Origin of the sequence: Aeromonas sp. ASNIH8 (genome assembly GCF_002919855.1) — a bacterium.
In the GTDB taxonomy this organism is placed as follows: domain Bacteria; phylum Pseudomonadota; class Gammaproteobacteria; order Enterobacterales; family Aeromonadaceae; genus Aeromonas; species Aeromonas caviae.
The window spans coordinates 1-23957 of sequence record NZ_PQLN01000024.1 but is presented as its reverse complement, the minus strand read 5'-3'; the positions used below and the strand labels follow the sequence as shown (position 1 = coordinate 23957).

Here is a 23957-nt window from a genome sequence, read left to right as displayed (position 1 = left end):
TTCAGTCTTCGATGACCTGAGTGTTCATCAGCTTGGCCAGCAGACCGGCCAGACGGTTGCGCATTTCGCGCCTGTCGATGATGAGATCGATGGCACCCTTCTCCAGCAGGAACTCGGAGCGCTGGAAGCCTTCCGGCAGTTTCTCGCGCACGGTCTGCTCAATGACGCGGGGGCCGGCAAAGCCGATCAGCGCCTTGGGTTCGCCTACGTTGATGTCACCCAGCATGGCCAGACTCGCGGAGACGCCACCCATGGTGGGGTCGGTCAGCACGGAGATGAAGGGCAGGCCCGCCTTGGTGAGGCGATCTAGGGCCGCACTGGTCTTGGCCATCTGCATCAGGGAGAACAGGGCTTCCTGCATCCGCGCACCACCGGAGGTGGAGAAGCAGACCAGGCCGCGGCCCTCCTTGATGCTCTCCTCGACGGCACGCACGAAGCGGGCACCGACCACGGAGGACATGGAGCCCCCGATGAAGGAGAACTCGAATGAACAGGCGACGACCGGTACCCCCTTGAGGGTCCCCTTCATCACCACCAGCGCATCCTTCTCGCCCGTCTCTTTCTGGGCGGCAGACAAACGATCCTTGTAGCGCTTGGAATCCTTGAATTTCAGGATGTCTTGCGGCTCCAGCTCGGCCGCGACTTCGCTGCGTCCCTCGGCGTCGAGGAAGCTCTCGAGACGGGCACGTGCGCTGATGCGCATATGATGGTCACACTTGGGGCACACTTCGAGATTGCGCTCCAGCTCTGCCCGGTAGAGCACCTGTTCGCAAGCAGTACACTTGGTCCACACCCCTTCCGGAATGTTGTGACGACGCGGTGTGGTGATCTTGCTCTTGGGAAGGATCTTCTCAAGCCAGCTCATGGAATTCCTTAATGCATTTGTGCCTGACAAAACACATCGAGCCTTGATTGTTCAATGACTTAACGGCTCGATGGCAATAAACGACGGATCATTAAACCACAAATTTTCGGGCCCAGTTACTAAAAACTGGTCGTACCCGGTGCCGAGTCCGGCAGCCACAGCGGGCCGAGGGGCGGCCGGGGCAACCCGAATTCGGCCGGGTAATCCACATCCACAAGATAGAGGCCGCCCGCCTTGGCGGTCGGGCCCGCCAGGTTGCGATCCTTCGCCGCCAGCACCTCGGCAATCCACTCCACCGGTTGAAGCCCCTGCCCCACCAGCAGCAGGGAGCCGGTGATGTTGCGCACCATGTGATGCAGGAAGGCGTTGGCCTTGATGTCGAGCACGATGTAGGGGCCGGAACGGCTGACACACAGGTGGGTCACATTGCGCCAGGGGGTGTTGGACTGACAGGCGACAGCCCGGAAGGTGCTGAAGTCGTGCTCCCCCAGCAGGCTCTGGCCGGCCTGGTGCATCAGCGCCGCATCGATGGTTTCGTGGTAGTGACTGACGCCACTGCCGAGGATGGCCGGGCGGTAGTTGTGGTTGTAGATGACGTAACGGTAGCGACGGGCGGTGGCGCTGAAGCGGGCATGGAAATGCTCGTCCACCTCCCTGACCCAGCGCACGGCGATGTCTGGGGGCAGGTTGGAGTTGAGTCCCAGGGTCCAGGCGCCTTCTGCGCGGTTCGACTCGGTATCGAAGTGGATCACCTGGCCGGTGGCATGCACCCCCGCATCGGTGCGACCGGCACACTGGATGGAGACGGGGTGGTTGGCGATGCGGCTGAGGGCTTTTTCCAGCTCCTCCTGAACGCTGATCACTTCGCGCTGGCGCTGCCAGCCGAAGTACCGGCTGCCGTCATATTCAATACCAAGGGCAATTCGCATGGGTAACGGTGTCTTCTGATGAAAGGATGCAGTGAAAGAAACGGGGCGGATTATACGCGCTCGGGCTCAAAAGTCCCAGACCGGGCGAGGCCGCGCCCAAAGAGAGAGGGCAGCCCGCGGGCTGCCCTCTCTGGTGCATGGATGACAAGGGCCTGCCTAGCCCAGGCGCTTGAGCAGCTTCTGCGCCTCGCTGCGCTGGTGCTCGCTGCCCTGGGCCACCGCCTCTTCCAGCAGCTCGCGGGCGCTCTCCTTGTCGTCGATCTCGAGGTAGGCCCGGGCCAGATCCAGCTTGGCCCCCACCCCGCCGTCATCGGCATCCACATCAAAGCCGTTGGACTCCGGCAGCACCTCGGGGAAACCGTCCAGCCCCACATCCAGGGAGAAGCCCTGATAGGGTTCCTGCTCCGTACTGCTGGCATCGGCATCGGCCAGCAGCTTGTCGATTTCAACGAAGTCGCTGTCTTGCACCTGCTCGCGGGGTTTCACCTCCCCCTGATGGGACTCCACCTCGGCGAAGGCATCCTCGAAGTCCGCCAGGGCCAGCTCGCTGGGATCCCACTCGGACGCCGCCGGCTTGGTGGGCTCCAGCCCGAGCTCGGCCAGCATGTCGTCCACATCGTCCTTGCCAAACCCCGTCTCGTCGATGTGCGGCGCCTTGGCGGCAAGCTCATCGTCGGTCGGCTCGCCAAACCCGGTCTCTAGATCGCTCAGATCGAAGTTGGCCAGTGTCTCGTCACGCTGGCTGCGGCTCTCCTCCTGGGCCTGGGCCAGATCCGCTTCCAGATCCGCGTCCAGCTCGGCAAACAGGGCGGCCTGCAGCTCCTCCTCGGTCATGATCTCGTCATGACCACGAGCAGAGGAGGTGGGCTCGTCGGAGAGATCGAGTTCCGGCACCACGGGCAGATCGAAGTCACCCTCGTGGGCCAGATCCAGCTCGGGCACCAGATCCGGATCCCGGTTCGCCGTCGTCACCGCAGGCTCCACATCAAAGGCGGAGAGCGCCGTCTCGTCATCCCGGAAGATGACATCGGCGGCAGCACTGGCGCCATCTTGCTTCCTGCTCACTTCCGGCTCGTTGAGATCCGGCATGCCATGGAGGGGCTCGTCATCCGCGATGCCCACCGTCATCAACTGATCAAACTCGCTGTTCTCGTCTCCCATGACCATGGAGGTCGACTCGGAGAGGCTCTTCTCCTGCTCTTCCAGCTCGCGGCGGGCACGAGCACGCAGCCAGAGCGTGACCAGGGCAAGCACCAGGAGTACCGGCAGCAGGATGATCATGGCGAGATTGAGCGGCGAAGAGAGCAGCTCCATCAGCCAGCTCTGTTTGGGCACCGGCGCCACCACGGGAGGCGTCGGATTGGCCTTGAGTTCCGCCACCTCTTTTTGCAGGGCGGTTTGATCCTGCAACTGGGCCTTGAGGGTCTCCACCTCTTCGGTCAGGGCTTGCAGACGCAGCTTGAGCCTGTGGTTCATCTCGGTGACCTGGCCGAGCTGGGCGTTGGCATCTTCCAGGGCCAGCGCCATCTCGGTGGAGGGTTTGCCCACCGCAGTGGCGGGCAGGGGCGCCGGCGCCGTGCTGGCGGCGCTGCTCGCAGCACCGCTCACCACCACGGGGGTGGAGACAGCCGCCTTGGCGGTCTCCTTCACCTCGGGGGCTGGAGCCGTTGCCTTGGGTGCCGCCGGGATCGGCGCCGCCTTGGGCGGTGTATTCTTGGCCACCACAGCCGGCTTGGCCGGAGCAGGCTTGCTCACCACCGGCTGGGCGACGTGGGATTGCTTGTTGGCCAGGTATTTGGGGCTCAGCCCCTTCCAGCTCGCGTTGTCGCTGTTGAAGCGACGGCGTGCTTCGGCATCTGTGATGCGCCCCGCCTCTGCGGCGGTGGGCAGCAGGATGTGGGAACCCACCAGAATATGGTTGATGTTGCCGTCTGCGAAGCTTCGGGGGTTCTTGTCATAGATGGCTACCATGGTCTGGTAGACGCTTACCCGGTTGGACGGGCGATGCTTGCTCGCCAGACTCCAGAGGGTATCGGTGGGACGCACGGGACCATAACTGCCAGCCGACGCAGCAGGCACCTGACGCACGATGGGCTGGGCTCTGGGCAGGGTGACGGGCGCCACGGGCTGGGCCCGGGGCTCTGGTTGCACCGCGGGGGGCGGTGAGCCATCCGGTCCCTTGAGTTCGACAAAGAAGGGTTCTCGCGCCCCCTCTTCGGCCTGAACCGTGCCCAGAAGCCCCAATGCGAGTAGCGTTGCCAGCGTTATGCGGGAATGTCCCATATTCGTTCCTTCGTATGACGGCCCTATCACATTGAAAAATCTGGATAGTTACCCCAAAACAATCGGCTCAATATAAATCAGGCGCCGGTCTCAAGCCAGCGATCCGACATATTTCGCGCCCGGCGGCGACCAGAAAGCAGCCCCAGACGCGAACCAGAGTGTAGAAAAAAACCTAGTCCACTGATATCACACGGTATTCCAAAAACCGGAGAGTGGGTTCCCGGTCACATCCCGGGGCCAGGGCGCCCACATCAAGGCGGGGTTCCCTCCCCGCCCGGGGCCGACATCCGGCCTCAGAGGTAGTCGCGTACCAGCAGTTCGGCAATCTGCACGCTGTTGGTCGCCGCGCCCTTACGAACGTTATCGGCCACGATCCACATATTGATACCACTCGGATGAGAAATATCCTGGCGCACCCGCCCGACCATCACATCATCCTGGCCGGTGGCATCGCGCACCGGGGTCGGGTAGTCCCCTTCATCATCAAACAGGGTGACGCCCGGGGCATTGCGCAGCAGCTCCTTGACCTGCTCGGCGTCCAGCGGCTGGTGCAGCTCCACATGAACCGCCTCAGCGTGACCATAGAAGACCGGTACCCGCACGCAGGTGGGGTTCACGGCGATGCTGGCATCCCCCAGGATCTTCTGGGTCTCCCACACCATCTTCATCTCTTCCCGGGTGTAGCCGTTGTCGGTGAAGGCATCGATCTGCGGGATCAGGTTGAAGGCGATCTGCTGCGGATAGAGGGTCGGCTCCACCGGACGGCCGTTGAGCAGGTGGGCGGTCTGGCCCGCCAGCTCGCTCACCCCTTCCTTGCCGGAGCCGGAGACGGATTGGTAGGTCGCCACGTTGATGCGACTGATGCCCACCTCGTCGTGCAGGGGCTTGAGGGCCACCAGCATCTGGATGGTGGAGCAGTTGGGGTTGGCGATGATGTTGCGGTTGCGAAAATCGGCCAGCGCGTCCGGGTTCACTTCCGGAATGACCAGGGGAATGTCCTCGTCGTAGCGGAAGCAGGAGGTGTTGTCGATGACGATGCAGCCGTGCTCGGCGGCGATGGGCGCCCATTTGGCCGAGACCTCGGCACCGGCGGAGAAGAGTGCAATCTCCACCTGGCTCCAGTCAAAGGCCTCCACGTCAAGGATGTCGACGTTCTTGCCACCAAAACGCACCGTGTCCCCAGCGCTGCGACTGGAGGCGAGCGGATAGAGGGTCGCTACCGGGAAGGCGCGCTCCTCCAGGATCTCGATCATGGCCTGACCCACGGCGCCGCTGGCACCCAATACCGCTACGTTGAATTGCTGACTCACTGATCTGTTCTCCTGTGATGCGGCCCGTCGGGGCCGGGCATGAGGGCCCGGCTGGCACGCGTATCGGTTTGATGACAGGCCCGCCATGATGCCGGGCCGGGGGGAAGCGCCGCCTGGGCAAGCCCTTCCCCTTGTTGAAATCGGGTTTATTGCTCCGAGACGGCAAAGCCCAGTCGGGCCAATCTGTCGTCGGCGAAGGGCCCTTTCAGTTGCAGGGCGCCCAATTCGCGCCGCTCGGGGTAGCGCTTGCGCTGCTCATCGAAGCTGCCGGGCAGCCCGATCCGGTTGCGAAAACGGGCGTCGTCACGGCGCACGTCATAAACAAGGTGGACAAGCTGCTTGATGAGCGCCTGATCCGCTGGCTGCCCCGGCGTCAGCTCGCGCACCTCTGGGGCAGGCAGCAGGGATTGCAGATCCTGGCGCGGGGTGCGCCCCAGTTGCCGGCACAGCGCCTCATAGAGCATCCAGGTGCCACGGGCCTTGCCTTCCAGGCTATAACCGGCGATGTGCGGGGTGGCCAGCTCGGTATGGGGCACCAGTTCATTGAGGGGCTCCGGCTCTCCTTCCCACACGTCCATCACCAGTCGCAGGGGATGGGGTCCCTGCTGGCGGACAAGCAGGGCACGGTTGTCCCACACCTCGCCGCGGGAGGCGTTGATGAGGATCTGCCCGGCCGGACGCTCGGCGATCTCCTCGGCTCCCAGCAGGTGGAAGGTGGCCTCATCCCCTTCACGAAGATAGGGGACATGGAAGCTGACGATGTCGGCATCCAGGGCAGTGCGGTAATCCACGAAGTCGCCAGCGGCGCCGCTACGGGCCAGGGGCGGGTCGCAGCGCAGCACCTTCATCCCGAGCGCCTCGGCCTTGCCGGCCACGCTCTCGCCGGTGTTGCCGGCACCGATGACGGCGAGGCTCATCTCGCTCAAGGTCAGCTCATGGCGTTCCGCCAGAACCAGCAGGGCGGAGAGCACGTAGTCCCCCACCGACACCTTGTTGCAGCCGGGGGCGCTGAAGAAGGGGATGCCCCGCGCCGCCAGCAGCCCCTGATCGATGTGATCCGTGCCGATGGTGGCCGTGCCGACAAACCCCAGCCTGGGGCAACTCGCCAGGAGCGCTTCGTTGACCCGGGTCACGGAGCGCACCAGCAGCACATCCGCCTCTTGCAGATCCGCGGCCTTTATTTCTCGTCCCGGCAGGGGAACCACTTCACCAAATTCCGCAAACAGCTCCACCGCATGGGGCATATTTTCATCAACGACGATCTTCATCGGCACGCATCTCGTCCACCAGGGCCACAGGCGCGCCATTCTAGCCCAAACGCGACGGATTTTCAGAGGCTTGTTGGCAGACCGCTCTGCGGCCATCTTTCCGCCTTCCGGCCTCAGGTGCGGGCACGATGCCCGGCAGCATCATATGTAACAGCCTGTTGCCCTCGCCCCCTTCGCCTTGACCAGAGCAACCTGACTGGCACAATGACGCCTCTTTTTAGCCGCTCGCGCCACCGAACCGGACCCCTTGATGCCGACTCACTGCTCTTCGTTGCCACGCCGCAAGGTGCTTCATTTCAATGCCCTCCTGCTCCTCCCCCTGCTGCTGCTCGTCTGCCTGCCCTGGCAGCCGTTCATGACCCAGGCCCTGCAATCGGGCTGGCTATGGTGGCCCTACGCCCTCACCCGCATGGTGGACTTGCCGGGGCTGGTCTTCACCATCGCCGCCCTGCTGCTGCTCACAAGACACAAGCTGACGCTGGACGGTCGCGCCCTGCTGGCGCTGGCTGGCGCCCTCTTTGCCGTACTGGCGAGCGACTGGGTCATCAAGAGCCTCATCAAGCTGCTGACCGAGGAGCCCAGGCCCTACCTCATCTGGCTGGAGAGCCAGGAGCTGATCCCCGCCATCCGCCAGTTCTATGGAGGAAGCCAGGCCCTTCGCAGTGAACAGGTCCACGCCGCGACCCAGTTGCTTGCGCTGCCCGCCTGGCTCGGCCAGCACTGGCAGGCAGAGGTCAACTACGCCTTTCCCTCCGGTCACAGCATCGCCGCCATGAGCCTCGCCCAGTTCTTCGGCCTGATCTGGCTGGCCCGGGCACCCGCCGGGGCCTGGCTGCTGCCGCTCTGGGCCATCGGGATCGGCCTCTCGCGCACCCTTATCGGCATGCACTGGCCCCTGGATGTGCTGGCAAGCGCCCTGCTTGGCAGCCTCACCGCCCTCCTGGCCGCCCGCTGGTGGTTGCGCCACTACTGACCTCCAATAAAAAACGGGCACCTGGGTGCCCGTTTTTATCGCTTGTACGCCACTCACCCCTTCTGCTGCCAGCCCTCGGGATACTTGTAGCCGACGAAGCGCTTGGCGGCATAAGCCTTGAATTCGGGGGAGTTGTAGGCGGCCGCCACGTCCTTGGCGAACGGCTTGCCCGCATCGGCGCTCTTTACCACCACCCAGTTGATGAAGTCATAGCTGCGCTCGAGGAAGAGGCCGGAGCTGAACGGGATCCCGCTTGAGGCGGCAAAGTTGCCGTTGATGACGGAGAAGTCCACATCCTCACGGGAGCGCGGCAGCTGCGCCGCCTCCAGCAGCACCAGCTTGAGGTTGTGGGGGTTCTTCACCACGTCGAACTCGCTCGCCTTGAGGGGATTGATCCCCTCCTTGAGGCTCAGCCAGCCCAGATCCTGCAACATCAGCAGTGCCCGCGCCTGGTTGGTGGGATCGTTCGGGATGGCGACCGTGCTTCCCTCTTTCACCGCCTTCAGATCCCCCAGCTTGCCGGCGTAGAGCCCCATGGGACCGGTCGGTACCTGGGTGATGGGCGCCAGAGAGAGACCCCGGTCTTTGGCGAAGCTCTCCAGATAGGGCTTGTGCTGGAAGCAGTTGACGTCAAGCGACCCGTCCGCCAGGGCGATGTTGGGGGTCACGTAATCGGTGAACTCCACCAGTTTGACCTTGTAGCCCTTGGCTTCAAGCTGCGGCTTGATGGCGTCGGTGACCATGTCGGCAAAGTCGCCAACCGTGGTGCCGATGACGATCTCTTTCTTCGCCTCATCGATGGCAAAGGCGGACAGCGGCAGGCTGCTGGCGAGCAACGCCAGGGCGGAAAAGGTGAAGAAGGAACGACGTTGCATAATAACTCCCTGTCAACATGATCATCAAAACGGTGAGCGGTCGGGGGCGCGAACATGCAGTCAGCGCACAACCATCTAGCCATCCAAACGGCTAACTGAGCACACCATAACAGAGCTCGTAGCCTTCGCCAAGCAACACAACCGGGCAAGCTTGGCCAGCACGAAGCAAAGCGCATCCCGCAACTGGATGAAAAATCTTTGACAGAGCGCGCAGTTATGCGCCTTGCCCTCTCCCTGCCTGGCGTCAAACTGGCTTATTGTGGTCATTCAATACCCATTTCAACGGGTTCCCATAAGGTCCTGATGGGCTGCTCTACACCCAGGCCACACAAGGAGTCACCGTGTTCGATCATGTAGAAATCAAGGTGGTGCGTTTTGACTCCTGTCAGCACTTCTACGCCACCGTGTTGGCTCCTCTTTTGATAAAACTCAAATGGTCTGATGAGACGGCGGCCGGTTTTGGCCTGATGGGCAGCGATCACGTGGGCTTCCTGATTGAGCGGGGGCAGCAGGGCGCCTCCTGCCATCTCGCATTCAGGGCCGACGACGCGACCCAGGTGGATGCGTTCCATCACGCGGGGATCAAGGCAGGTTTTGCCTGCAATGGGCTGCCGGGGCTGCGTCCCCACTATGCCCCCAATTACTACGCCGCCTTCCTGCGCGATCCCGATGGCAACAACATCGAGGCGATGACCTACCTTGAATGCCCAGGCACGGCAAGCGAGTGAAGCAGCGCCACTCAGTCAGCCAACGAAAGCCTTCAGGCGAGGCTGTCCGCCACAGACAAGGAAACATTCATGCTTGAGCAAAACACCACCGGCCTGCTGGTGGTCGATATTCAGGGCAAGCTGGCCCGTCTGGTCGAGGAGAGCGACGCCCTGATTGCCAATACCGCCAGGCTGGTGCAAGGGGCCAGGGTGTTGGGGCTGCCGGTTGTCTGGCTGGAGCAGAACCCGGACAAGCTCGGTGCCACCGTGCCCGAACTGCAGTCGCTGCAGGCAGGCGATCTTGTGCTGCCCAAATACAGCTTCGGCGCCCTGGGGGAGCCGACGGTGGCGACCGCATTGGCCGAGAGCGGGGTCGAGCATTGGCTGGTATGTGGCATCGAGACCCATATCTGCGTCTACCAGAGCGTGCTGGGGCTTCTCGCCAGCGGTGCCGGGGTCTCGCTGGTGGTGGATGCGGTGTCGTCTCGCTGCGCTGCCAACCGGGATCTCGCCATCGGCCAGCTTGCGGCCAGGGGAGCTGCGCTGACGTCGGTGGAGATGTGCCTCTATGAGCTGATGGGGGATTGCCGCCATCCGGCATTTCGCCAGATCCTCTCCCTGGTGAAATGACCGCCATGATGGACAACATGGCGCCCTTTCTGTTCGCCCTCATCGCCTTCGGGGCGGCACTCATGGTGACGGTGACGGGGATGGCGGCCACCCGTCACTATCTTGCCTGGCTCTGGCTGGGGATCATGCTCTTCTTCGGGCTGTGGTGGACGCTGCTGGGGATGCCGCCGCTCCTTGCCGAACCAGCCCCTCTCTGACCATGCCGCCCGGACGGCTCAGCCCCCCAGACGCTCCTGCAGATAGTCGTATCCTCCCCCCTCCCTTGGCACGAAGCTCAGCCTGTGGGTCAGACCGGGGGGCGCATCATCGGCATGATGGGAAACGAACAACAGCTGGGTTCCCTCGCCCACGAGGCGCGCCACCATCTCCCGTACCAGGTGACGGTTGAGGGGATCCAGTCCCTGCAGGGGTTCGTCCAGGATGAGCAGCGGCGGATGTTTGACCAGGGCACGGGCGATCAGCACCAGTCGCTGCTGACCGAAAGAGAGAGAGTGGAAAGGCTGCGCCCCCTGATCGGCCAGCCCCAGCAGGGCCAGCCACTGGTTGGCCAGCGCCAGCTGACGATCCCCCGGCCGGGTATAAAGCCCGATGGAGTCGTAGAAACCGGAGAGGATCACTGTCTGCACCGGGCAGCTGACACGATAGTCCAGATGCAGCGCCGGGCTCACGAGCCCGATGTGGCGCTTGATCTCCCAGATGCTCTCGCCGCTGCCCCGCAGCCGTCCGAACAGATGGAGCTCATTGTTGTAACCTTGCGGGTGATCCCCGGTGATGAGGGAGAGCAGGGTCGACTTTCCAGCCCCATTTGGTCCCACCAGTTGCCAGTGCTCCCCCTCGGCAATGATCCAGTCGAGCCCGTCGATGATCACCTGATCCCCGTAAGCGATACGCATGGCTTTCATGACGACCCGAGGGCCGGGAGGCAAGGGCTCGGGTGTCGTCAGCGGTGGCGGCAAACGGGGGGATACGGTTTCGGCCCGTGCCAGCTGGGCCACCTCCTGGCTGCCGAGCACCGCCTCGCGCTCCCCCGCCAGCAACAGACGGCACTCACCGAGCAGGCCGAGGTGAGTGGCAAAGGGGGGGATCTCGTCAAAACGATTGACGATCACCACCAGGCGCAGCCCCTCTGACACCAGGTCGGCCAGCAACATCATCAAAGAAGCCCTGGCCCCCTGATCCAGGCCATCGAAGGGTTCGTCCAGCACCAGCAGCTCGGGTCGCCCCAGCAGGGCCCGGGCCAGCAGCAGCTTGCGCCCTTCCCCGCTCGAGAGGTAGCGATAGGGGCGCTCCCACAGGGATTCAATGCCAAAACGGGCCAGCAGCGCGCGGGCCTCATGCTCCTCGCCCCCCGCCTCCAGCATCAGGGTCGATACCCGATACCCCGCCTCCTCCTCTTCTCCCAGCATGTCGGTATTGCGCCGCTGCCAGTCCAGCTCCCCCAGCTGTTGCTGCGACTCGAACGAGAGTCGCTCGGCCCGGACTCGACCCGATACCGCTCCGGCACGCACGGCCAGCTCGCCGCACAGGGCCGACGCCAGCGCCGTCTTGCCGCTGCCGTTGCTGCCGACGAAGGCCCAGCAGGCCTGCGGGGTGAGACAGAGTTCGGGAATAACCAGGGTACGGTGGCCACGAAGGGCCAGGGTGGCGGATTGCCACTGCAATGAGGTCATGGGATCGTCCTGTGATGGGTGCGGAGCGCCTTGCTCATTCCCCTTGTAACAGAAAAAGGGGGGCGCAGACAAAAACGGCGCCATTGCGGCGCCGTGTCATCAAAAAGCGGGGACGGGTTTAGCCGGCCTTGTGCTGCTCGGCCAGATAGAGCCAGGTGTCGACCACGGTATCCGGGTTGAGCGACACGGAATCGATCCCCTGCTCGACCAGCCAGGCGGCGAAGTCCGGGTGATCGGACGGCCCCTGGCCGCAGATCCCCACGTACTTGCCCGCCTTGCGGGCGGCGGCGATGGCCATGGCCAGCAGAGCCTTGACCGCCTCGTTGCGCTCGTCGAACAGGTGGGCGATGAGCCCGGAGTCCCGATCCAGCCCCAGGGTCAACTGGGTCATGTCGTTGGAGCCGATGGAAAAGCCGTCGAAGTGCTCGAGGAATTTGTCCGCCAGCAGCGCATTGGAGGGCAGTTCGCACATCATGATGACTTTCAGGCCGCGCTCGCCACGGCGCAAGCCGTTCTCAGCCAGTATCTCCACCACCTGTTCCGCCTCACCCAGGGTACGCACGAAGGGGATCATCACCTCGACGTTGGTCAGCCCCATGACATCCCGCACCCGCTTCATCGCTTCGCACTCGAGGGCGAAGCAGGGGCGGAAGCTGTCGGCGATGTAGCGCGACGCGCCACGGAAACCGATCATGGGGTTCTCTTCATGGGGTTCGTAACCACGGCCCCCCACCAGGTTGGCGTACTCATTGGACTTGAAGTCCGACATCCGCACGATGACCCGCTCAGGCCAGAAGGCGGCCGCCAGGGTGGCGATCCCTTCCGTCAGCTTGGCTACGTAGAACTCCCGTGGGCTCTCGTAGCCCGCGATCATCCTGGTGATGGTGGCCTGGAGTTCCGGGGTCTGCTGATCGAACTCCAGCAGCGCCTTGGGGTGGACCCCGATCATGCGGTTGATGATGAACTCGAGGCGGGCCAGGCCCACGCCGGCATTCGGCAACTGGGCAAAATCGAAGGCGCGGTCCGGATTGCCGACGTTCATCATGATCTTGATGGGCAGGCGCGGCATGTTGCCCACCTCGGTCACCGCCACGTCAAAGTCGAGCTCGCCGTCATAGATGAAGCCGGTGTCCCCTTCCGCACAGGAGACGGTGATGAGCTGACCATCCTGGATGTGGTCGGTGGCGTTGCCGCAACCCACCACTGCCGGAATGCCAAGCTCCCGGGCGATGATGGCGGCGTGACAGGTGCGCCCACCCCGGTTGGTGACGATGGCGGAAGCGCGCTTCATGATGGGCTCCCAATCCGGATCCGTCATGTCGGTGACCAGCACATCGCCAGGCTGCACTTCATCCATCTGGCTGATGGAGGAGATGACACGGGCCGGACCCGCGCCAATCTTGTGGCCGATGGCGCGCCCCTCGATCAGCACCTTGCCGGTTTGCTTGAGGGCAAAGCGCTCGAGGGTATTGGCTTCCTGGCGGCTACGCACGGTTTCCGGACGGGCTTGAACGATGTAGAGCTTGCCATCCTGACCATCCTTGGCCCACTCGATGTCCATCGGACGACCGTAATGCTGCTCGATGATGAGGGCCTGCTTTGCCAGGGCCATCACTTCCTCGTCCGTGATGCAGAAGCGGTTGCGCTCGGCATCGGTGGTGTCGACCACCTTCACCTGACGGCCATGACCGGCATCCCCGGAGTAGGTCATCTTGATGAGCTTGGAACCCAGCGTCTTGCGCACCACGGCAGGGCGCCCGGCCTTGAGGGTCGGCTTGTGCACATAGAACTCGTCCGGGTTGACGGCCCCCTGCACCACCATCTCGCCCAAACCCTGGGCGCCGGTGATGAAGACCACGTCGTTGAAGCCGGATTCGGTGTCCAGGGTAAACATGACGCCGGAGGCAGCGAGATCCGAGCGCACCATGCGCTGCACCCCGGCAGAGAGAGCGACCCCCTTGTGGTCATAGCCCTGATGGACCCGGTAGGAGATGGCGCGATCGTTGAACAGCGAGGCAAACACATGCTTGATGGCCGTCATGACGGCATCGATGCCGCGCACGTTGAGGAAGGTCTCCTGCTGACCGGCAAACGACGCATCCGGCATGTCTTCCGCGGTGGCGGAGGAGCGCACGGCAAAGGATGCCTCGAGCCCCGCGCTCAGCTTGTCATAGGCCTCGCGCACCGCCTGCTCCAGAGCGGGCTGGAAGGGCGCTTCCACCACCCAGTCGCGGATCTGCTGACCGGCCCGGTTGAGGGCGGCGATGTCATCCACATCCAGACTGTCTAGCAGGTCATGGATCTTGCCGTTGAGGCCGCTTAACTCCAGAAACTCGTTAAACGCAAAGGCCGTGGTCGCAAACCCGCCCGGTACGGACACGCCGGCCCCCGAGAGGTTGCTGATCATCTCGCCAAGGGATGCATTCTTGCCGCCGACGCGTTCAACGTCCTGCATACCGAGCTGTTCGTACCAGAGTACGTACTGTTGCATTTGCATGTCTCCAGGTTGGGGGGCCAGGGTGACAATTCACCTGCTGTGCCAAGTCGTGTGTTTTTGTTAGTGTCTGTTGCCAACGACCATGAAAACGTTTTCTATTTATTGTCAAAAAAATCCCCGAGCAAGAGTTGGGGATGGTCGTTTGACACAGGCATTCTACAATAGCGACACAAAAAGGTAACGACTCAGGTTTGCAACCGAGTTCACAACTTGGGCATGGCAGATCTGTTGACAAAAACGATATGGTTTCGAGAGATACTTATTTCTCGCCGCCCCCTGGAGCGCACCACAGGAGTCCGCAGTGCACACCGTATTCTATGTATCCGACGGCACCGCCATCACCGCCGAAGTCTTCGGCCACGCAGTGTTGAGCCAGTTTCCCTTGGCCTTCGAACAGATCACCATCCCTTTTGTCGAGACCCAGGAGAAAGCGCGCCAGGTACGGGCACGTATTGACGAGCAGTTTCGCCAGACCGGGGTGCGCCCCATCCTCTTTCACACCATCGTCGACCCCATGGTGCGTGAAGAGGTACTCAGGGCCCAGGCCAGCAGCCACGATTTTCTCAACACCTTCGTGAGCCCTCTCGAACAGGAGCTCGGTATCAAGGCCGAACCCAGGTTGCACCGCACCCATGGCATGGAAAACCGCAAGCTGTACGACGATCGCATCGAAGCGGTCAACTTTGCGCTGGCCAACGACGATGGCATCACCACCAGGGAGTATGACGAGGCAGACATCATCCTCATCGGGGTCTCCCGTTGCGGCAAGACACCGACCAGCCTCTATCTGGCACTGCAATTTGGCATTCGCGCCGCCAACTATCCCTTTATCGAGCAGGACATGGGATCGCTGGAGCTGCCCGCCGCCCTCAAGGCCAATCGCCACAAATTGTTCGGCCTCACCATCATGCCGCAGCGGCTGCACGAGATCCGCAACCAGCGCCGCGCCAACAGCCGCTACTCCTCGCTTGATCAATGCAAACAGGAGCTGGCCAGCGTCGAGAGGCTGTTCCGCCAGGAGGCGATCCGCTTCCTCGATACCAGCTCCCACTCGGTCGAGGAGATCAGCGCCAAGATCCTGGAAGCGACCGGCCTTCGCCGCCAGCTCTGCTAACCTGCAATGCTGTGACAGCACAACGTACCATTAAACAGGTGAGTGGCAAGATAACGAAACAGAGAAACAGGATGAAAAAATGATGCCAGCATCGTCGCTGGCATCCTATCACTCGCGGGACAAGCAGGCTCAGGGCTTGTTGAGCTCCTTGTTGTTCATCAACATGCCGTGAAAATGGATGAGTCCCCTGCCCTTGCGGACTCGCTCGCTCAGCCAGCAGGCTGGCACCAGCCCCATCCCGGCAGCAAGGATGAGCACCATGGCGATGTGGTTCACCAGGTAATCCGCTCCCAACCAGCCCCAGACAACAAGGCTGCTCATCGCCATCGTCAGCAACATGGGGGAGAGCCAGATCCCGAGCCAGAGCACGGCCATCACCAGGCCACCGACAATACGCTCCATCATATGAGTCCCTTTTTATCAAAGGGCAACAAGGCCATAAAAATCAATTCGCGTCAACAGGCGCAAACCCATCCGAACGCAAAACCAGCAATCACTCTCAAAACCCCTTTTCAGATCATGAAAAACCTGCATGGCGCACAAAAAAGCAGCCAATGATGAGGAAAACAGGTGCATGGACGGTCGATTATCACTATTCTGCTCGGGTTGGTAGCCGCTACAAAAAACAGCCAGCGGCAAACCGTAACGATATAAATACGGATTTCGTCACGTTTTCGGCACAAGATGCCGCGCCAGGCAGAGGACGTGCTGTGGCTGACGGGACGCGAGCCGAGTGGTTTCAGCGACGTAAGGAAGGAAGCATGGATCTTCAACAACACGGCGAGGAGCTCAAGCGCGGTCTGAAAAACCGCCATATCCAGCTTATCGCACTGGGCGGTGCCATCGGTACAGGCCTGTTCCTCGGCATTGCCGACACCATCAAGATGGCGGGCCCTGCGGTGCTGCTGGGCTATGCCATCGGCGGCTTCATCGCCTTCCTCATCATGCGCCAGCTGGGCGAGATGGTGGTGGAAGAGCCGGTTGCCGGCTCATTCAGCCATTTTGCCTACAAGTACTGGGGTGACTTCGCCGGCTTCGCCTCCGGCTGGAACTACTGGGTGCTCTATGTACTGGTGAGCATGGCCGAGCTGACGGCAGTCGGCATCTATGTCCAGTACTGGTGGCCCGAGATCCCGACCTGGATGTCGGCGGCCTTCTTCTTCGTGCTGATCAACGCCATCAACCTCTCCAACGTCAAGGCGTTCGGCGAGATGGAGTTCTGGTTCGCCATCATCAAGGTGGTCGCCATTCTCGGCATGATCGGATTCGGCGGCTGGATGCTGTTCTCCGGCAGCGGTGGCCCCGAGGCCACGGTCAGCAACCTCTGGGCCCAGGGTGGCTTCTTCCCCAACGGCGTCGGCGGGCTGGTGATGGCCATGGCCTTCATCATGTTCTCCTTCGGCGGTCTGGAGCTGGTCGGCATCACGGCAGCGGAAGCGGACAATCCCGAGAAGAGCATCCCCAAGGCCACCAACCAGGTGATCTACCGCATCCTCATCTTCTACATCGGCGCCCTGACCGTACTGCTCTCCCTCTATCCCTGGGGCAAGGTAGTGGAAGGCGGCAGCCCGTTCGTGATGATCTTCCATGCGCTCGACAGCAACCTGGTAGCCAACGTACTTAACCTGGTGGTGCTGACCGCCGCGCTGTCGGTGTACAACAGCTGCGTCTACTGCAACAGCCGCATGCTGTTTGGCCTGGCCAAGCAGGGCAACGGCCCCAAGGCCCTGCTCAAGACCAGCAAGAGCGGCGTGCCCCTGACCGCCATCACCATCTCGGCCGCGGCCACCCTGCTGTGCGTGCTCATCAACTATTTGATCCCGGGCAAGGCCTTTGGTCTGCTGATGTCCCTGGTGGTCTCCGCCCTGGTCATCAACTGGGCCATGATCAGCCTGGCGCACCTCAAGTTCCGCAAGGTGAAGGCTGCAGAAGGCGTCACCACCAAGTTCAAGGCACTGTGGAGCCCGTTTGGCAACTACCTCTGCCTCGCCTTCATGGCCGCCATCCTGGTGATCATGTACATGAACGATGGCACCCGCATCTCGGTCGAGCTGATCCCGGCCTGGGTCCTGGTACTCGGTATCGGCTATCTGCTCAAACAGAAGAGCCAACGCAAGCTGGCTACCAACCTGGGCTAGGCATCAAGCCTCCTCCAGCAAAAATGCCGGTCACTGACCGGCATTTTTTTACTCCATTCCCGTTTCACCAGATCCTGTTCGTGGCTCGCTTGTCCTGCCAGCCCCTGCAATGACAAACCCGAGGGGTTGCCTCGGGTTTGAGTGATGGACAAAGGGGCTGTGTGTGTTATTCCAGCAGGAAGACGGCTTCTACATTGTCAGTGATGCTGATCTGCTGCTGTTGATAGCTGTTTTCCATCATGTCGGCGGCAGGGGCTGCCGCGGCCTTCATGGCACGGGTATAGACCGGCATGGGGGAACTGTTGCGGTATTCGACGCTATACACCTTGCCAAGCTTCATGCCGAAAGCCTTGGCCAGGGATTCCGCCTTGCTCGTGGCATCAGCAACAGCACCAAGCCGGGCCTGCTCCTTGATGACCTGTGGTGACTTCAGGCCGTACTCTATCTGGGTCACGGACTCCAGACCCGCCTTGAGGGCGGTATCCATCAACTGGCTGAGTTTGTCGAGTTGATAGAGTTTGACGGCCAGTTGGCGCTGGGCACGGTAACCCACCATTTCAGGCTGCTTGTTCTGGGGGTACTGGTACTCGGGGGAGATCACCAGATTGCCAGCCTCCACGTCGCTGCGCTTGATGCCGAGGCTCTCCAGCTGGCCAAAGAAGGCTGCTACCTTGGTATCTACCTGCTGTTTGGCCTTGATGCCCTGCTTCTCCAGTGCCGTGACGGCGACATTGAGCGTCAGCATGTCTGGTTCAGCCTTCTGCTCCGCATAGCCACTGACGACCAGATGGGGGGCCTGAGGAACCTCGATGGCAAGCAACGGAGCACTGACAACCAGCGCGGACAGGGTAAGAAGGGTACGCCACATAAAAAAACCTCCATCATTTAGATGGAGGTCATTATGCATGTCGTCGATTGGGATTCATATATCGTGTGTCGGCGGGATCTGGTCCAGCACCTGATTGGTCATGTCGATATTGATGCTGATCTCCCCTCCTCCTGAATTGCCATGGCTTGTCATCACGGGAGCAGGCGCCGGGCTGCCAAACAGCGATTCATCCTCAAAGTGGAACGAATCCCACGACAGGACATGACCTTGTGATGGCAGATTCGGCTCGGACGTCGTCACAACGGCCAGCGCCCCCCAGTCAAGCTCCTCACCGTGGCTGAGCAGCCCCTGCAAGGAGGTATCGCTCAGACTTTGCAACGAATACTCCTGCTGCCCCCACTCATGGCCGACCAGCACCATCATGTGGGGCAGGGGCGCATCCTCTGCTGGCGTGAAGCTGATACGAGAAGCGGCAAAGTCCACATTCAGCAACCCCGCCACGTCACCATCTTCGCTCTCCAGCTCCAGACCGTTGAGCGTGTCACCCGTCATCGTGGCCTGATAGCCAAAGCGGCCGGTGCAGACGATATTGTCCTGCCCGTTCCAGCTATAGCGAATGCCGTCGATGTCGACCCAGTTGAATGACTGCATGGTGACCCTCTCCTGATACTGCAGCTATCTTATCTGCCCACTCCATCAAATAACAGGGGCCGGGCACACCCGGCCCCCATACCCTGCTTACGGATCGACCTTGAGGTTGCCCTGATCCAGCAGATCCTGAATGATCTGCAGATTGGATTTGCCAGCCGTCAGATCCACGTTGTCAAAGAGGATGGTATGAGTCGTGGTGCCACTTCCCGCTCCATCCAGATCAATGGTCAGAGTCGACTTGCCACTGCCCGGACCAGGAGCAAAGGTAAGATAGTGATCCAGTGTGCTCGCATCGGCATGCTCACCACTGAGCAGTTCACTCAGGTCCAGAACATCTCCATTGGCCCCCGTGGTGAAGTCTTTGATGGTATCCGTGCCTCCTGCATCACCTGCCATCCATTTGAAGGTATCCTTGCCAGCCCCACCAGTCAGGGTATCACTGCCGGTACCCCCAATCAGCAGGTCGTCGCCACCACCACCACTCAAGATGTCGTTACCTGCCAGTCCGCTCAAGACGTTGGCATTACCATCGCCGGTCAGGCTGTCGTTGAACATGGACCCTACCAGATTTTCCATGTTGCTCAGGCTGTCTGTCCCTGCCCCTCCGGTATTCTGACTGGCACCATTGACTGTAACCGTGACCCCAGCAGCGCTGTCGAAGTAACTGGCCGTATCATTGCCGTTGCCGCCGTTCAGGGTATCGTTGCCAGCGCCACCGATCAGGAGATCATTGCCCTCACCACCATTCAAGGTGTCGTTACCGAGTCCTCCAAGCAGGATGTCGTTCCCGGCATTGCCGTTGAGCGTATCGTTTCCAGATCCCCCAATAAGGATCTCGTCGAGATAGCTCCCGGTAAGTGTCAAACCGCTCTGCACATCCACATACACCTTGGCCGTATCTGTGGTCGTGCTATTGGTGTAGTTGAACGAACCCTCGTAAGAGTTAGGAGTCGCATTGCCGGAGGTATCATCAAATGTTACCGAGCCTGCATTGTCTGTGACGGTCCCTCCCACAGCTCCCGAGACGCCCGTGATCATCTGGGTCGCAGCCAGAGGCCCGGTGTCATTGGCAAGCAGAGCCCAATCCGGAATGGTCGCCGGGTCCTGGTTGGTGATGATAAAGTCATCACGAACTACGGTAGGACCGACCGCCGGGTTGATAACGATGGACAAGGTGCTGGACGCAGTATCCCCATCGTTGTCTATCACACTGTAACCTACGACCTGGTTTATCCCCCCGACCGGAATGGATGACGGCGGAGTATAGGTGTAGGCGCCGTTGTCCATGTCCACCTTGAGGATGCCGCCTGCAAGTGTAATGGTCCATTCGTTGGTCGTTGTATTGAAGGTCCCGGCTGATGTCCCTCCCGAGACGCCGGCGAAGTCCGTCTTCTGGTTGTAGGTATAAGTCACCCCTCCCAAGGTAATGGCATTGAGCCAGCCACCATCGGCCCCGGCACTCGCCGCTACCCCGTTGATCAGTTGTCCTGCCAGGGGCGGAGCTACCACGGTGCTCAAAAGGGTCGCGGTCAGTTGGCTGAAGTCAGTCACCACCACTGCGGTGGTATTTGCCGGGCTGGCACCACTGACCCCGTTGTAGGCAATGGGATCCAGTGCAGACTGGGTCGCTCCCGAGCCCATCCCGAGCGCGTACGAATTGATGTTGTTCGCCGTCAGGAAATCGGCCCAGTCCTTGGTTTCACCGCTCAGTGTCGTGCCGTCACCATCGATCCCGTTTCCACCGCCAAGCGAGTTGTTGCCATCAGGAACTGTGGCGGGGGTACCGCTCAACGAGTTGGCATTTGGCAGACCATCCGACATGAAGTAAGAGACATTTTGCGCATTAGCGAGTTTACCTGTATCGCCAAAGGCTTTGATTGCCTCGTTCAGTGCATCATCGTAGTTGGTCGAGTTCGTGGGGGTAAGGCCAAGGATGATGGCCTTGGCTACATCGACCGAGACCCACACCCCGGTCGGATTGGCGGCTGAAGTGGAGAAGGTCACGATATTGACCATGACGCTGCCGTAGGCGCTGTATTTGTCCAGCAGCTCCAACGCGGACTTTTGCATCACCTGCATCCGAGTCATGCCTTGATAGCCCGATGGATCACCCATACTGCCGGAGATATCGAGGATCAACATCAGATTCGTGTTCTGCACCTGAGTCGCCTGGCCTGCATTGGTAACAGCATTGGCAATGGGGGCATCATCGCTGATCACAACCTGCAGGTTACCCGTGCCACTGTCGCCACTGGCATCCGTAGCCGACACGACGAAACTCGGACCATTCGCTGTATCAATGTTGCCTTGAACGTTGTGAGTCAGCACATTGTCTTTGAGCGTGTAGGTATAGTTCACCGTGTAGACACCGGCTGTGGGGCCGCTGACACCGGTTACCGTCAGCATTCCTTCCGTATTGTTGATCAAGGTCTGACTGCCGCCACTGGTCAAGTTGTAAGCCTGCCCACCGATGGTCAAGGTAGTCAGATTTTCCCCCTGGGTGTTGATGGTGAAGCTGCCATTGAATATCTCCGAATTCCCACTGGCAGCCGTCCCCTCAGGCAGTCCCTCCTCATCAACCGTCGCATTGCCGATGGTCAATACAGGGACACGGGTATCCTGAGCAATATTGATGGTCAGTGTTGCCGGATCCGTATCACCATCGCCATCTTTGAGCGTGTAGGTAAATACCTCCGAGGCCCCCACGGGAACCGATGCCGCAGTGAGCGTATAACTGTATTCGCCATCCAGCCCCATGGTCAGCGTCCCATACAGCCCGGTCACGGTGAATCCACCGGCAGGATTACTGTCTGAATTGCCGTTCGAGCTCACGACCTGGCTGATTGCCGCACCATCAGCCCCCATGACGTCCACCCCGGCACCGGCTGTGCCGCCGATGGTACCCGCCCCGGTAATGACATTACCCGTCACCGGAGTGAACACACCTTCAGTGGCACTGTCAGCATCATCGTTGGCCGTCGGCACGTCATCGACGATCTGCACGCTCAGGGTGTTCGAGGCCGAGTCACCGTCGCTGTCCACCAGGCTCACCGCGAAGTCTTCGAACAGGCTGTTGTTGCCGTCCGCCGTCGGGTGCGCCTCGTTGTCGTTCAGGGTGTAGCTGTAGCTCACCAGCCCCGTCGCCGGGTTGTACCCGGTGATGGTCAGGGTGTTGCCCAGCGGCGTGGTCACCCCGCTCAGCGGGAAGCCCGCCACCACCCCGTTCACCACGATGTTGATGCCACCCACGCTCAGGGTCTTCACCCCGTCCGGCGCGCTGATGGTGAAGTCCCCCGTCACCGTGGTCGACTCCTTGCTGCTGTCCGACCCCGCCGACTCATTCGCGCCGCGGGTCGCCAGCAGGTCGTCTTCGTGCACCTTCGCATCCCCGCCCTCGCCCTTGGGCGTCAGGTTGGTGATGGTCACCCCGTCATCGTCGTTCTTGATGGTCAGGGTCAGGGTCGCCGTGCTCACGTCTCCGTCCGCATCCGTCAGGGTGTAGGTGAACACTTCGCTGCCCACCCCGCCCCCGGTCAGCGCCTTGAAGTCACCGTCGTTCGGGTTGAGGGTGTAGGTGTAGGTGCCGTTGGCATTGAGCACCAGGCTGCCGTAGGTCCCGCTCAGGTTGGCGGCCGTCACCGCCGCGCCATCCGCCCCCTGCACGTCGTTGGTGATGACGTTGCCATTGAGGACCAGGTTGTTCTCGCTCGCCGCCGTCAGGTTGACGTCGCTCACCGCCGTCGGCACGTCATCGACAATCTGCACGCTCAGGGTGTTCGAGGCCGAATCCCCGTCGCTGTCCACCAGGCTCACCGCGAAGTCTTCGAACAGGCTGTTGTTGCCGTCCGCCGTCGGGTGCGCCTCGTTGTCGTTCAGGGTGTAGCTGTAGCTCACCAGCCCCGTCGCCGGGTTGTACCCGGTGATGGTCAGGGTGTTGCCCAGCGGCGTGGTCACCCCGCTCAGCGGGAAGCCCGCCACCACCCCGTTCACCACGATGTTGATGCCACCCACGCTCAGGGTCTTCACCCCGTCCGGCGCGCTGATGGTGAAGTCCCCCGTCACCGTGGTCGACTCCTTGCTGCTGTCCGACCCCGCCGACTCATTCGCGCCGCGGGTCGCCAGCAGGTCGTCTTCGTGCACCTTCGCATCCCCGCCCTCGCCCTTGGGCGTCAGGTTGGTGATGGTCACCCCGTCATCGTCGTTCTTGATGGTCAGGGTCAGGGTCGCCGTGCTCACGTCTCCGTCCGCATCCGTCAGGGTGTAGGTGAACACTTCGCTGCCCACCCCGCCCCCGGTCAACGCCTTGAAGTCACCGTCGTTCGGGTTGAGGGTGTAGGTGTAGGTGCCGTTGGCATTGAGCACCAGGCTGCCGTAGGTCCCGCTCAGGGTGCCCGCGGTCACCGCCGCGCCATCCGCCCCCTGCACGTCGTTGGTGATGACGTTGCCATTGAGGACCAGGTTGTTCTCGCTCGCCGCCGTCAGGTTGACGTCGCTCACCGCCGTCGGCACGTCATCCAGCACCACGACATCCAGCCCTGCACTGGTCGTGTCGCCATCGAGGTCCGTCAACACGACATTGAAGCTCTCCGTCAGAGCCCCATCATTTGCAGGTTTGTTATGTGTTTCGTTATCGTTCAGGGTGTAGCTGTAGGTCACGCTGCCAACCCCTGTCACCGGGTTGTAGCTGACGCCGGTCACCAGCAGTTGATTTCCCAAAGGACTGGGGATCCCCTCAGGGCGGGATCGCACTTTGTTAATGAAATTTGAACAGGCATATCGTCTGTGATCTAATCGCGTCTCCATGCAGGAGGCACGCGCTATGACGTTGATTGAACACCTTACCCTTGTCGAAGAAACTCGCTCTGAGATCAATCGTAAACATAACCTGGTTGATGTCATGTTCCTTGTCATCAGTGCCATCATGAGTGGTGCCGAGGGCTGGAATGACATCGAAACCTATGGCGATTCAAAGATCGATTGGCTCCGTCAGCATCGCCCCTTTGCCAACGGCATCCCGCGGCGTCACACGGTTGCCCGCATTCTGCGCTGCATTGTCATCGATACCTTGCTTGAAGCGTTGCTGTGCTGGGTCAATGAACAGCGCACTCATCAGGGCAAACCCATCATTGCCTTTGATGGCAAGGTGTTACGCGGCTCCTTTCGGGGAAATGCCAAGGATGCGCTTCAGTTGGTCACGGCTTACGATACCGAAAATGGG

At 61.3% G+C, this 23957-nt stretch carries 19 protein-coding genes; 7 read left to right on the top strand and 12 right to left on the bottom strand.

Features of this window, described 5'->3' with window-relative positions:
* Position 1: 1 nt before the first annotated feature.
* The 5 genes from accD to C3418_RS08555 form a co-directional block, all read right to left on the bottom strand.
* Positions 2-865 carry an acetyl-CoA carboxylase, carboxyltransferase subunit beta gene (gene accD, locus C3418_RS08575; protein WP_010675139.1) on the bottom strand — a complete coding sequence of 288 codons (864 nt, stop codon included), beginning with the start codon at positions 863-865 and terminating at the stop codon, positions 2-4.
* Positions 866-984: 119 nt separating this feature from the next.
* Positions 985-1794, bottom strand: a complete 810-nt coding sequence (gene truA / locus C3418_RS08570) for a tRNA pseudouridine(38-40) synthase TruA (RefSeq protein WP_103858300.1) — start codon at positions 1792-1794, stop codon at positions 985-987.
* A 156-nt stretch (positions 1795-1950) separates the two neighbouring features.
* On the bottom strand, positions 1951-4077 hold the full coding sequence (locus C3418_RS08565; RefSeq protein WP_103858299.1) for a FimV/HubP family polar landmark protein: 2127 nt from the start codon (positions 4075-4077) through the stop codon (positions 1951-1953).
* A gap of 293 nt (positions 4078-4370) precedes the next feature.
* Positions 4371-5387, bottom strand: a complete 1017-nt coding sequence (locus C3418_RS08560) for an aspartate-semialdehyde dehydrogenase (protein WP_041214974.1) — start codon at positions 5385-5387, stop codon at positions 4371-4373.
* A 146-nt stretch (positions 5388-5533) separates the two neighbouring features.
* Positions 5534-6655, bottom strand: coding sequence for a 4-phosphoerythronate dehydrogenase (locus tag C3418_RS08555; protein WP_103858298.1), 1122 nt, complete (start codon positions 6653-6655; stop codon positions 5534-5536).
* Positions 6656-6905: 250 nt separating this feature from the next.
* Between C3418_RS08555 and C3418_RS08550 the strand changes: the two genes are divergently transcribed.
* Positions 6906-7628, top strand: a complete 723-nt coding sequence (locus C3418_RS08550) for a phosphatase PAP2 family protein (RefSeq protein ID WP_103858297.1) — start codon at positions 6906-6908, stop codon at positions 7626-7628.
* 53 nt (positions 7629-7681) lie between these two features.
* On the opposite strand, the gene C3418_RS08545 is transcribed toward C3418_RS08550, so the two are convergent.
* Positions 7682-8503, bottom strand: a complete 822-nt coding sequence (locus C3418_RS08545) for a MetQ/NlpA family ABC transporter substrate-binding protein (protein WP_103858296.1) — start codon at positions 8501-8503, stop codon at positions 7682-7684.
* A 341-nt stretch (positions 8504-8844) separates the two neighbouring features.
* Here C3418_RS08545 and C3418_RS08535 point away from each other — a divergent pair, with 341 nt between their 5' ends.
* The 3 genes from C3418_RS08535 (at position 8845) to C3418_RS08525 (ending at position 10037) form a co-directional block, all read left to right on the top strand.
* Positions 8845-9231, top strand: a complete 387-nt coding sequence (locus C3418_RS08535; protein WP_103858294.1) for a VOC family protein — start codon at positions 8845-8847, stop codon at positions 9229-9231.
* Positions 9232-9300: 69 nt separating this feature from the next.
* Positions 9301-9840: an isochorismatase family protein gene (locus C3418_RS08530; RefSeq protein WP_103858293.1), complete on the top strand. Its 540-nt coding sequence runs from the start codon at positions 9301-9303 to the stop codon at positions 9838-9840.
* A 17-nt stretch (positions 9841-9857) separates the two neighbouring features.
* Positions 9858-10037 (top strand): hypothetical protein, encoded by a 180-nt coding sequence (locus tag C3418_RS08525; protein WP_223918067.1) that lies wholly within the window; start codon positions 9858-9860, stop codon positions 10035-10037.
* 18 nt (positions 10038-10055) lie between these two features.
* Here the strand turns inward: C3418_RS08525 and modF are convergent, their stop codons facing one another.
* Both modF and ppsA read right to left on the bottom strand, forming a co-directional pair.
* A complete protein-coding gene (modF, locus tag C3418_RS08520) occupies positions 10056-11510 on the bottom strand; it encodes a molybdate ABC transporter ATP-binding protein ModF (RefSeq protein ID WP_103858292.1) in 1455 nt (484 codons plus the stop codon).
* A 118-nt stretch (positions 11511-11628) separates the two neighbouring features.
* A complete protein-coding gene (gene ppsA, locus C3418_RS08515) occupies positions 11629-14001 on the bottom strand; it encodes a phosphoenolpyruvate synthase (RefSeq protein WP_048207926.1) in 2373 nt (790 codons plus the stop codon).
* A gap of 307 nt (positions 14002-14308) precedes the next feature.
* Here ppsA and C3418_RS08510 point away from each other — a divergent pair, with 307 nt between their 5' ends.
* Positions 14309-15121 carry a pyruvate, water dikinase regulatory protein gene (locus C3418_RS08510; RefSeq protein WP_103858291.1) on the top strand — a complete coding sequence of 271 codons (813 nt, stop codon included), beginning with the start codon at positions 14309-14311 and terminating at the stop codon, positions 15119-15121.
* A gap of 129 nt (positions 15122-15250) precedes the next feature.
* Here the strand turns inward: C3418_RS08510 and C3418_RS08505 are convergent, their stop codons facing one another.
* The gene (locus C3418_RS08505) at positions 15251-15526 is read right to left on the bottom strand and encodes a hypothetical protein (protein ID WP_081999384.1); all 276 of its coding nucleotides are present in this window, start codon (positions 15524-15526) and stop codon (positions 15251-15253) included.
* A 356-nt stretch (positions 15527-15882) separates the two neighbouring features.
* Here C3418_RS08505 and C3418_RS08500 point away from each other — a divergent pair, with 356 nt between their 5' ends.
* Positions 15883-17259 carry an amino acid permease gene (locus tag C3418_RS08500; protein WP_039041364.1) on the top strand — a complete coding sequence of 459 codons (1377 nt, stop codon included), beginning with the start codon at positions 15883-15885 and terminating at the stop codon, positions 17257-17259.
* Between the two features lie 166 nt (positions 17260-17425).
* Here C3418_RS08500 and C3418_RS08495 read toward each other — a convergent pair whose 3' ends face one another.
* The 3 genes from C3418_RS08495 to C3418_RS08485 form a co-directional block, all read right to left on the bottom strand.
* Positions 17426-18127 (bottom strand): SIMPL domain-containing protein, encoded by a 702-nt coding sequence (locus C3418_RS08495; RefSeq protein WP_103858290.1) that lies wholly within the window; start codon positions 18125-18127, stop codon positions 17426-17428.
* A 54-nt stretch (positions 18128-18181) separates the two neighbouring features.
* Positions 18182-18739 (bottom strand): hypothetical protein, encoded by a 558-nt coding sequence (locus C3418_RS08490; protein WP_103858289.1) that lies wholly within the window; start codon positions 18737-18739, stop codon positions 18182-18184.
* Between the two features lie 87 nt (positions 18740-18826).
* Positions 18827-23455 (bottom strand): S-layer family protein, encoded by a 4629-nt coding sequence (locus tag C3418_RS08485; RefSeq protein WP_181023079.1) that lies wholly within the window; start codon positions 23453-23455, stop codon positions 18827-18829.
* A gap of 103 nt (positions 23456-23558) precedes the next feature.
* Between C3418_RS08485 and C3418_RS08480 the strand changes: the two genes are divergently transcribed.
* Positions 23559-23957: ISAs1 family transposase (locus C3418_RS08480; RefSeq protein WP_146054096.1), on the top strand; the 399-nt coding region annotated here is incomplete at its 3' end.

Coding starts and splice junctions, on each gene's coding strand:
- accD (WP_010675139.1), bottom strand. CDS start 865: ATGAGCTGGCTTGAGAAGATCCTTCCCAAGAGCAAGATCACCACACCG.
- truA (WP_103858300.1), bottom strand. CDS start 1,794: ATGCGAATTGCCCTTGGTATTGAATATGACGGCAGCCGGTACTTCGGC.
- C3418_RS08565 (WP_103858299.1), bottom strand. CDS start 4,077: ATGGGACATTCCCGCATAACGCTGGCAACGCTACTCGCATTGGGGCTT.
- C3418_RS08555 (WP_103858298.1), bottom strand. CDS start 6,655: ATGAAGATCGTCGTTGATGAAAATATGCCCCATGCGGTGGAGCTGTTT.
- C3418_RS08550 (WP_103858297.1), top strand. CDS start 6,906: ATGCCGACTCACTGCTCTTCGTTGCCACGCCGCAAGGTGCTTCATTTC.
- C3418_RS08545 (WP_103858296.1), bottom strand. CDS start 8,503: ATGCAACGTCGTTCCTTCTTCACCTTTTCCGCCCTGGCGTTGCTCGCC.
- C3418_RS08530 (WP_103858293.1), top strand. CDS start 9,301: ATGCTTGAGCAAAACACCACCGGCCTGCTGGTGGTCGATATTCAGGGC.
- C3418_RS08525 (WP_223918067.1), top strand. CDS start 9,858: ATGGCGCCCTTTCTGTTCGCCCTCATCGCCTTCGGGGCGGCACTCATG.
- modF (WP_103858292.1), bottom strand. CDS start 11,510: ATGACCTCATTGCAGTGGCAATCCGCCACCCTGGCCCTTCGTGGCCAC.
- ppsA (WP_048207926.1), bottom strand. CDS start 14,001: ATGCAACAGTACGTACTCTGGTACGAACAGCTCGGTATGCAGGACGTT.
- C3418_RS08505 (WP_081999384.1), bottom strand. CDS start 15,526: ATGATGGAGCGTATTGTCGGTGGCCTGGTGATGGCCGTGCTCTGGCTC.
- C3418_RS08500 (WP_039041364.1), top strand. CDS start 15,883: ATGGATCTTCAACAACACGGCGAGGAGCTCAAGCGCGGTCTGAAAAAC.
- C3418_RS08495 (WP_103858290.1), bottom strand. CDS start 18,127: ATGTGGCGTACCCTTCTTACCCTGTCCGCGCTGGTTGTCAGTGCTCCG.
- C3418_RS08490 (WP_103858289.1), bottom strand. CDS start 18,739: ATGCAGTCATTCAACTGGGTCGACATCGACGGCATTCGCTATAGCTGG.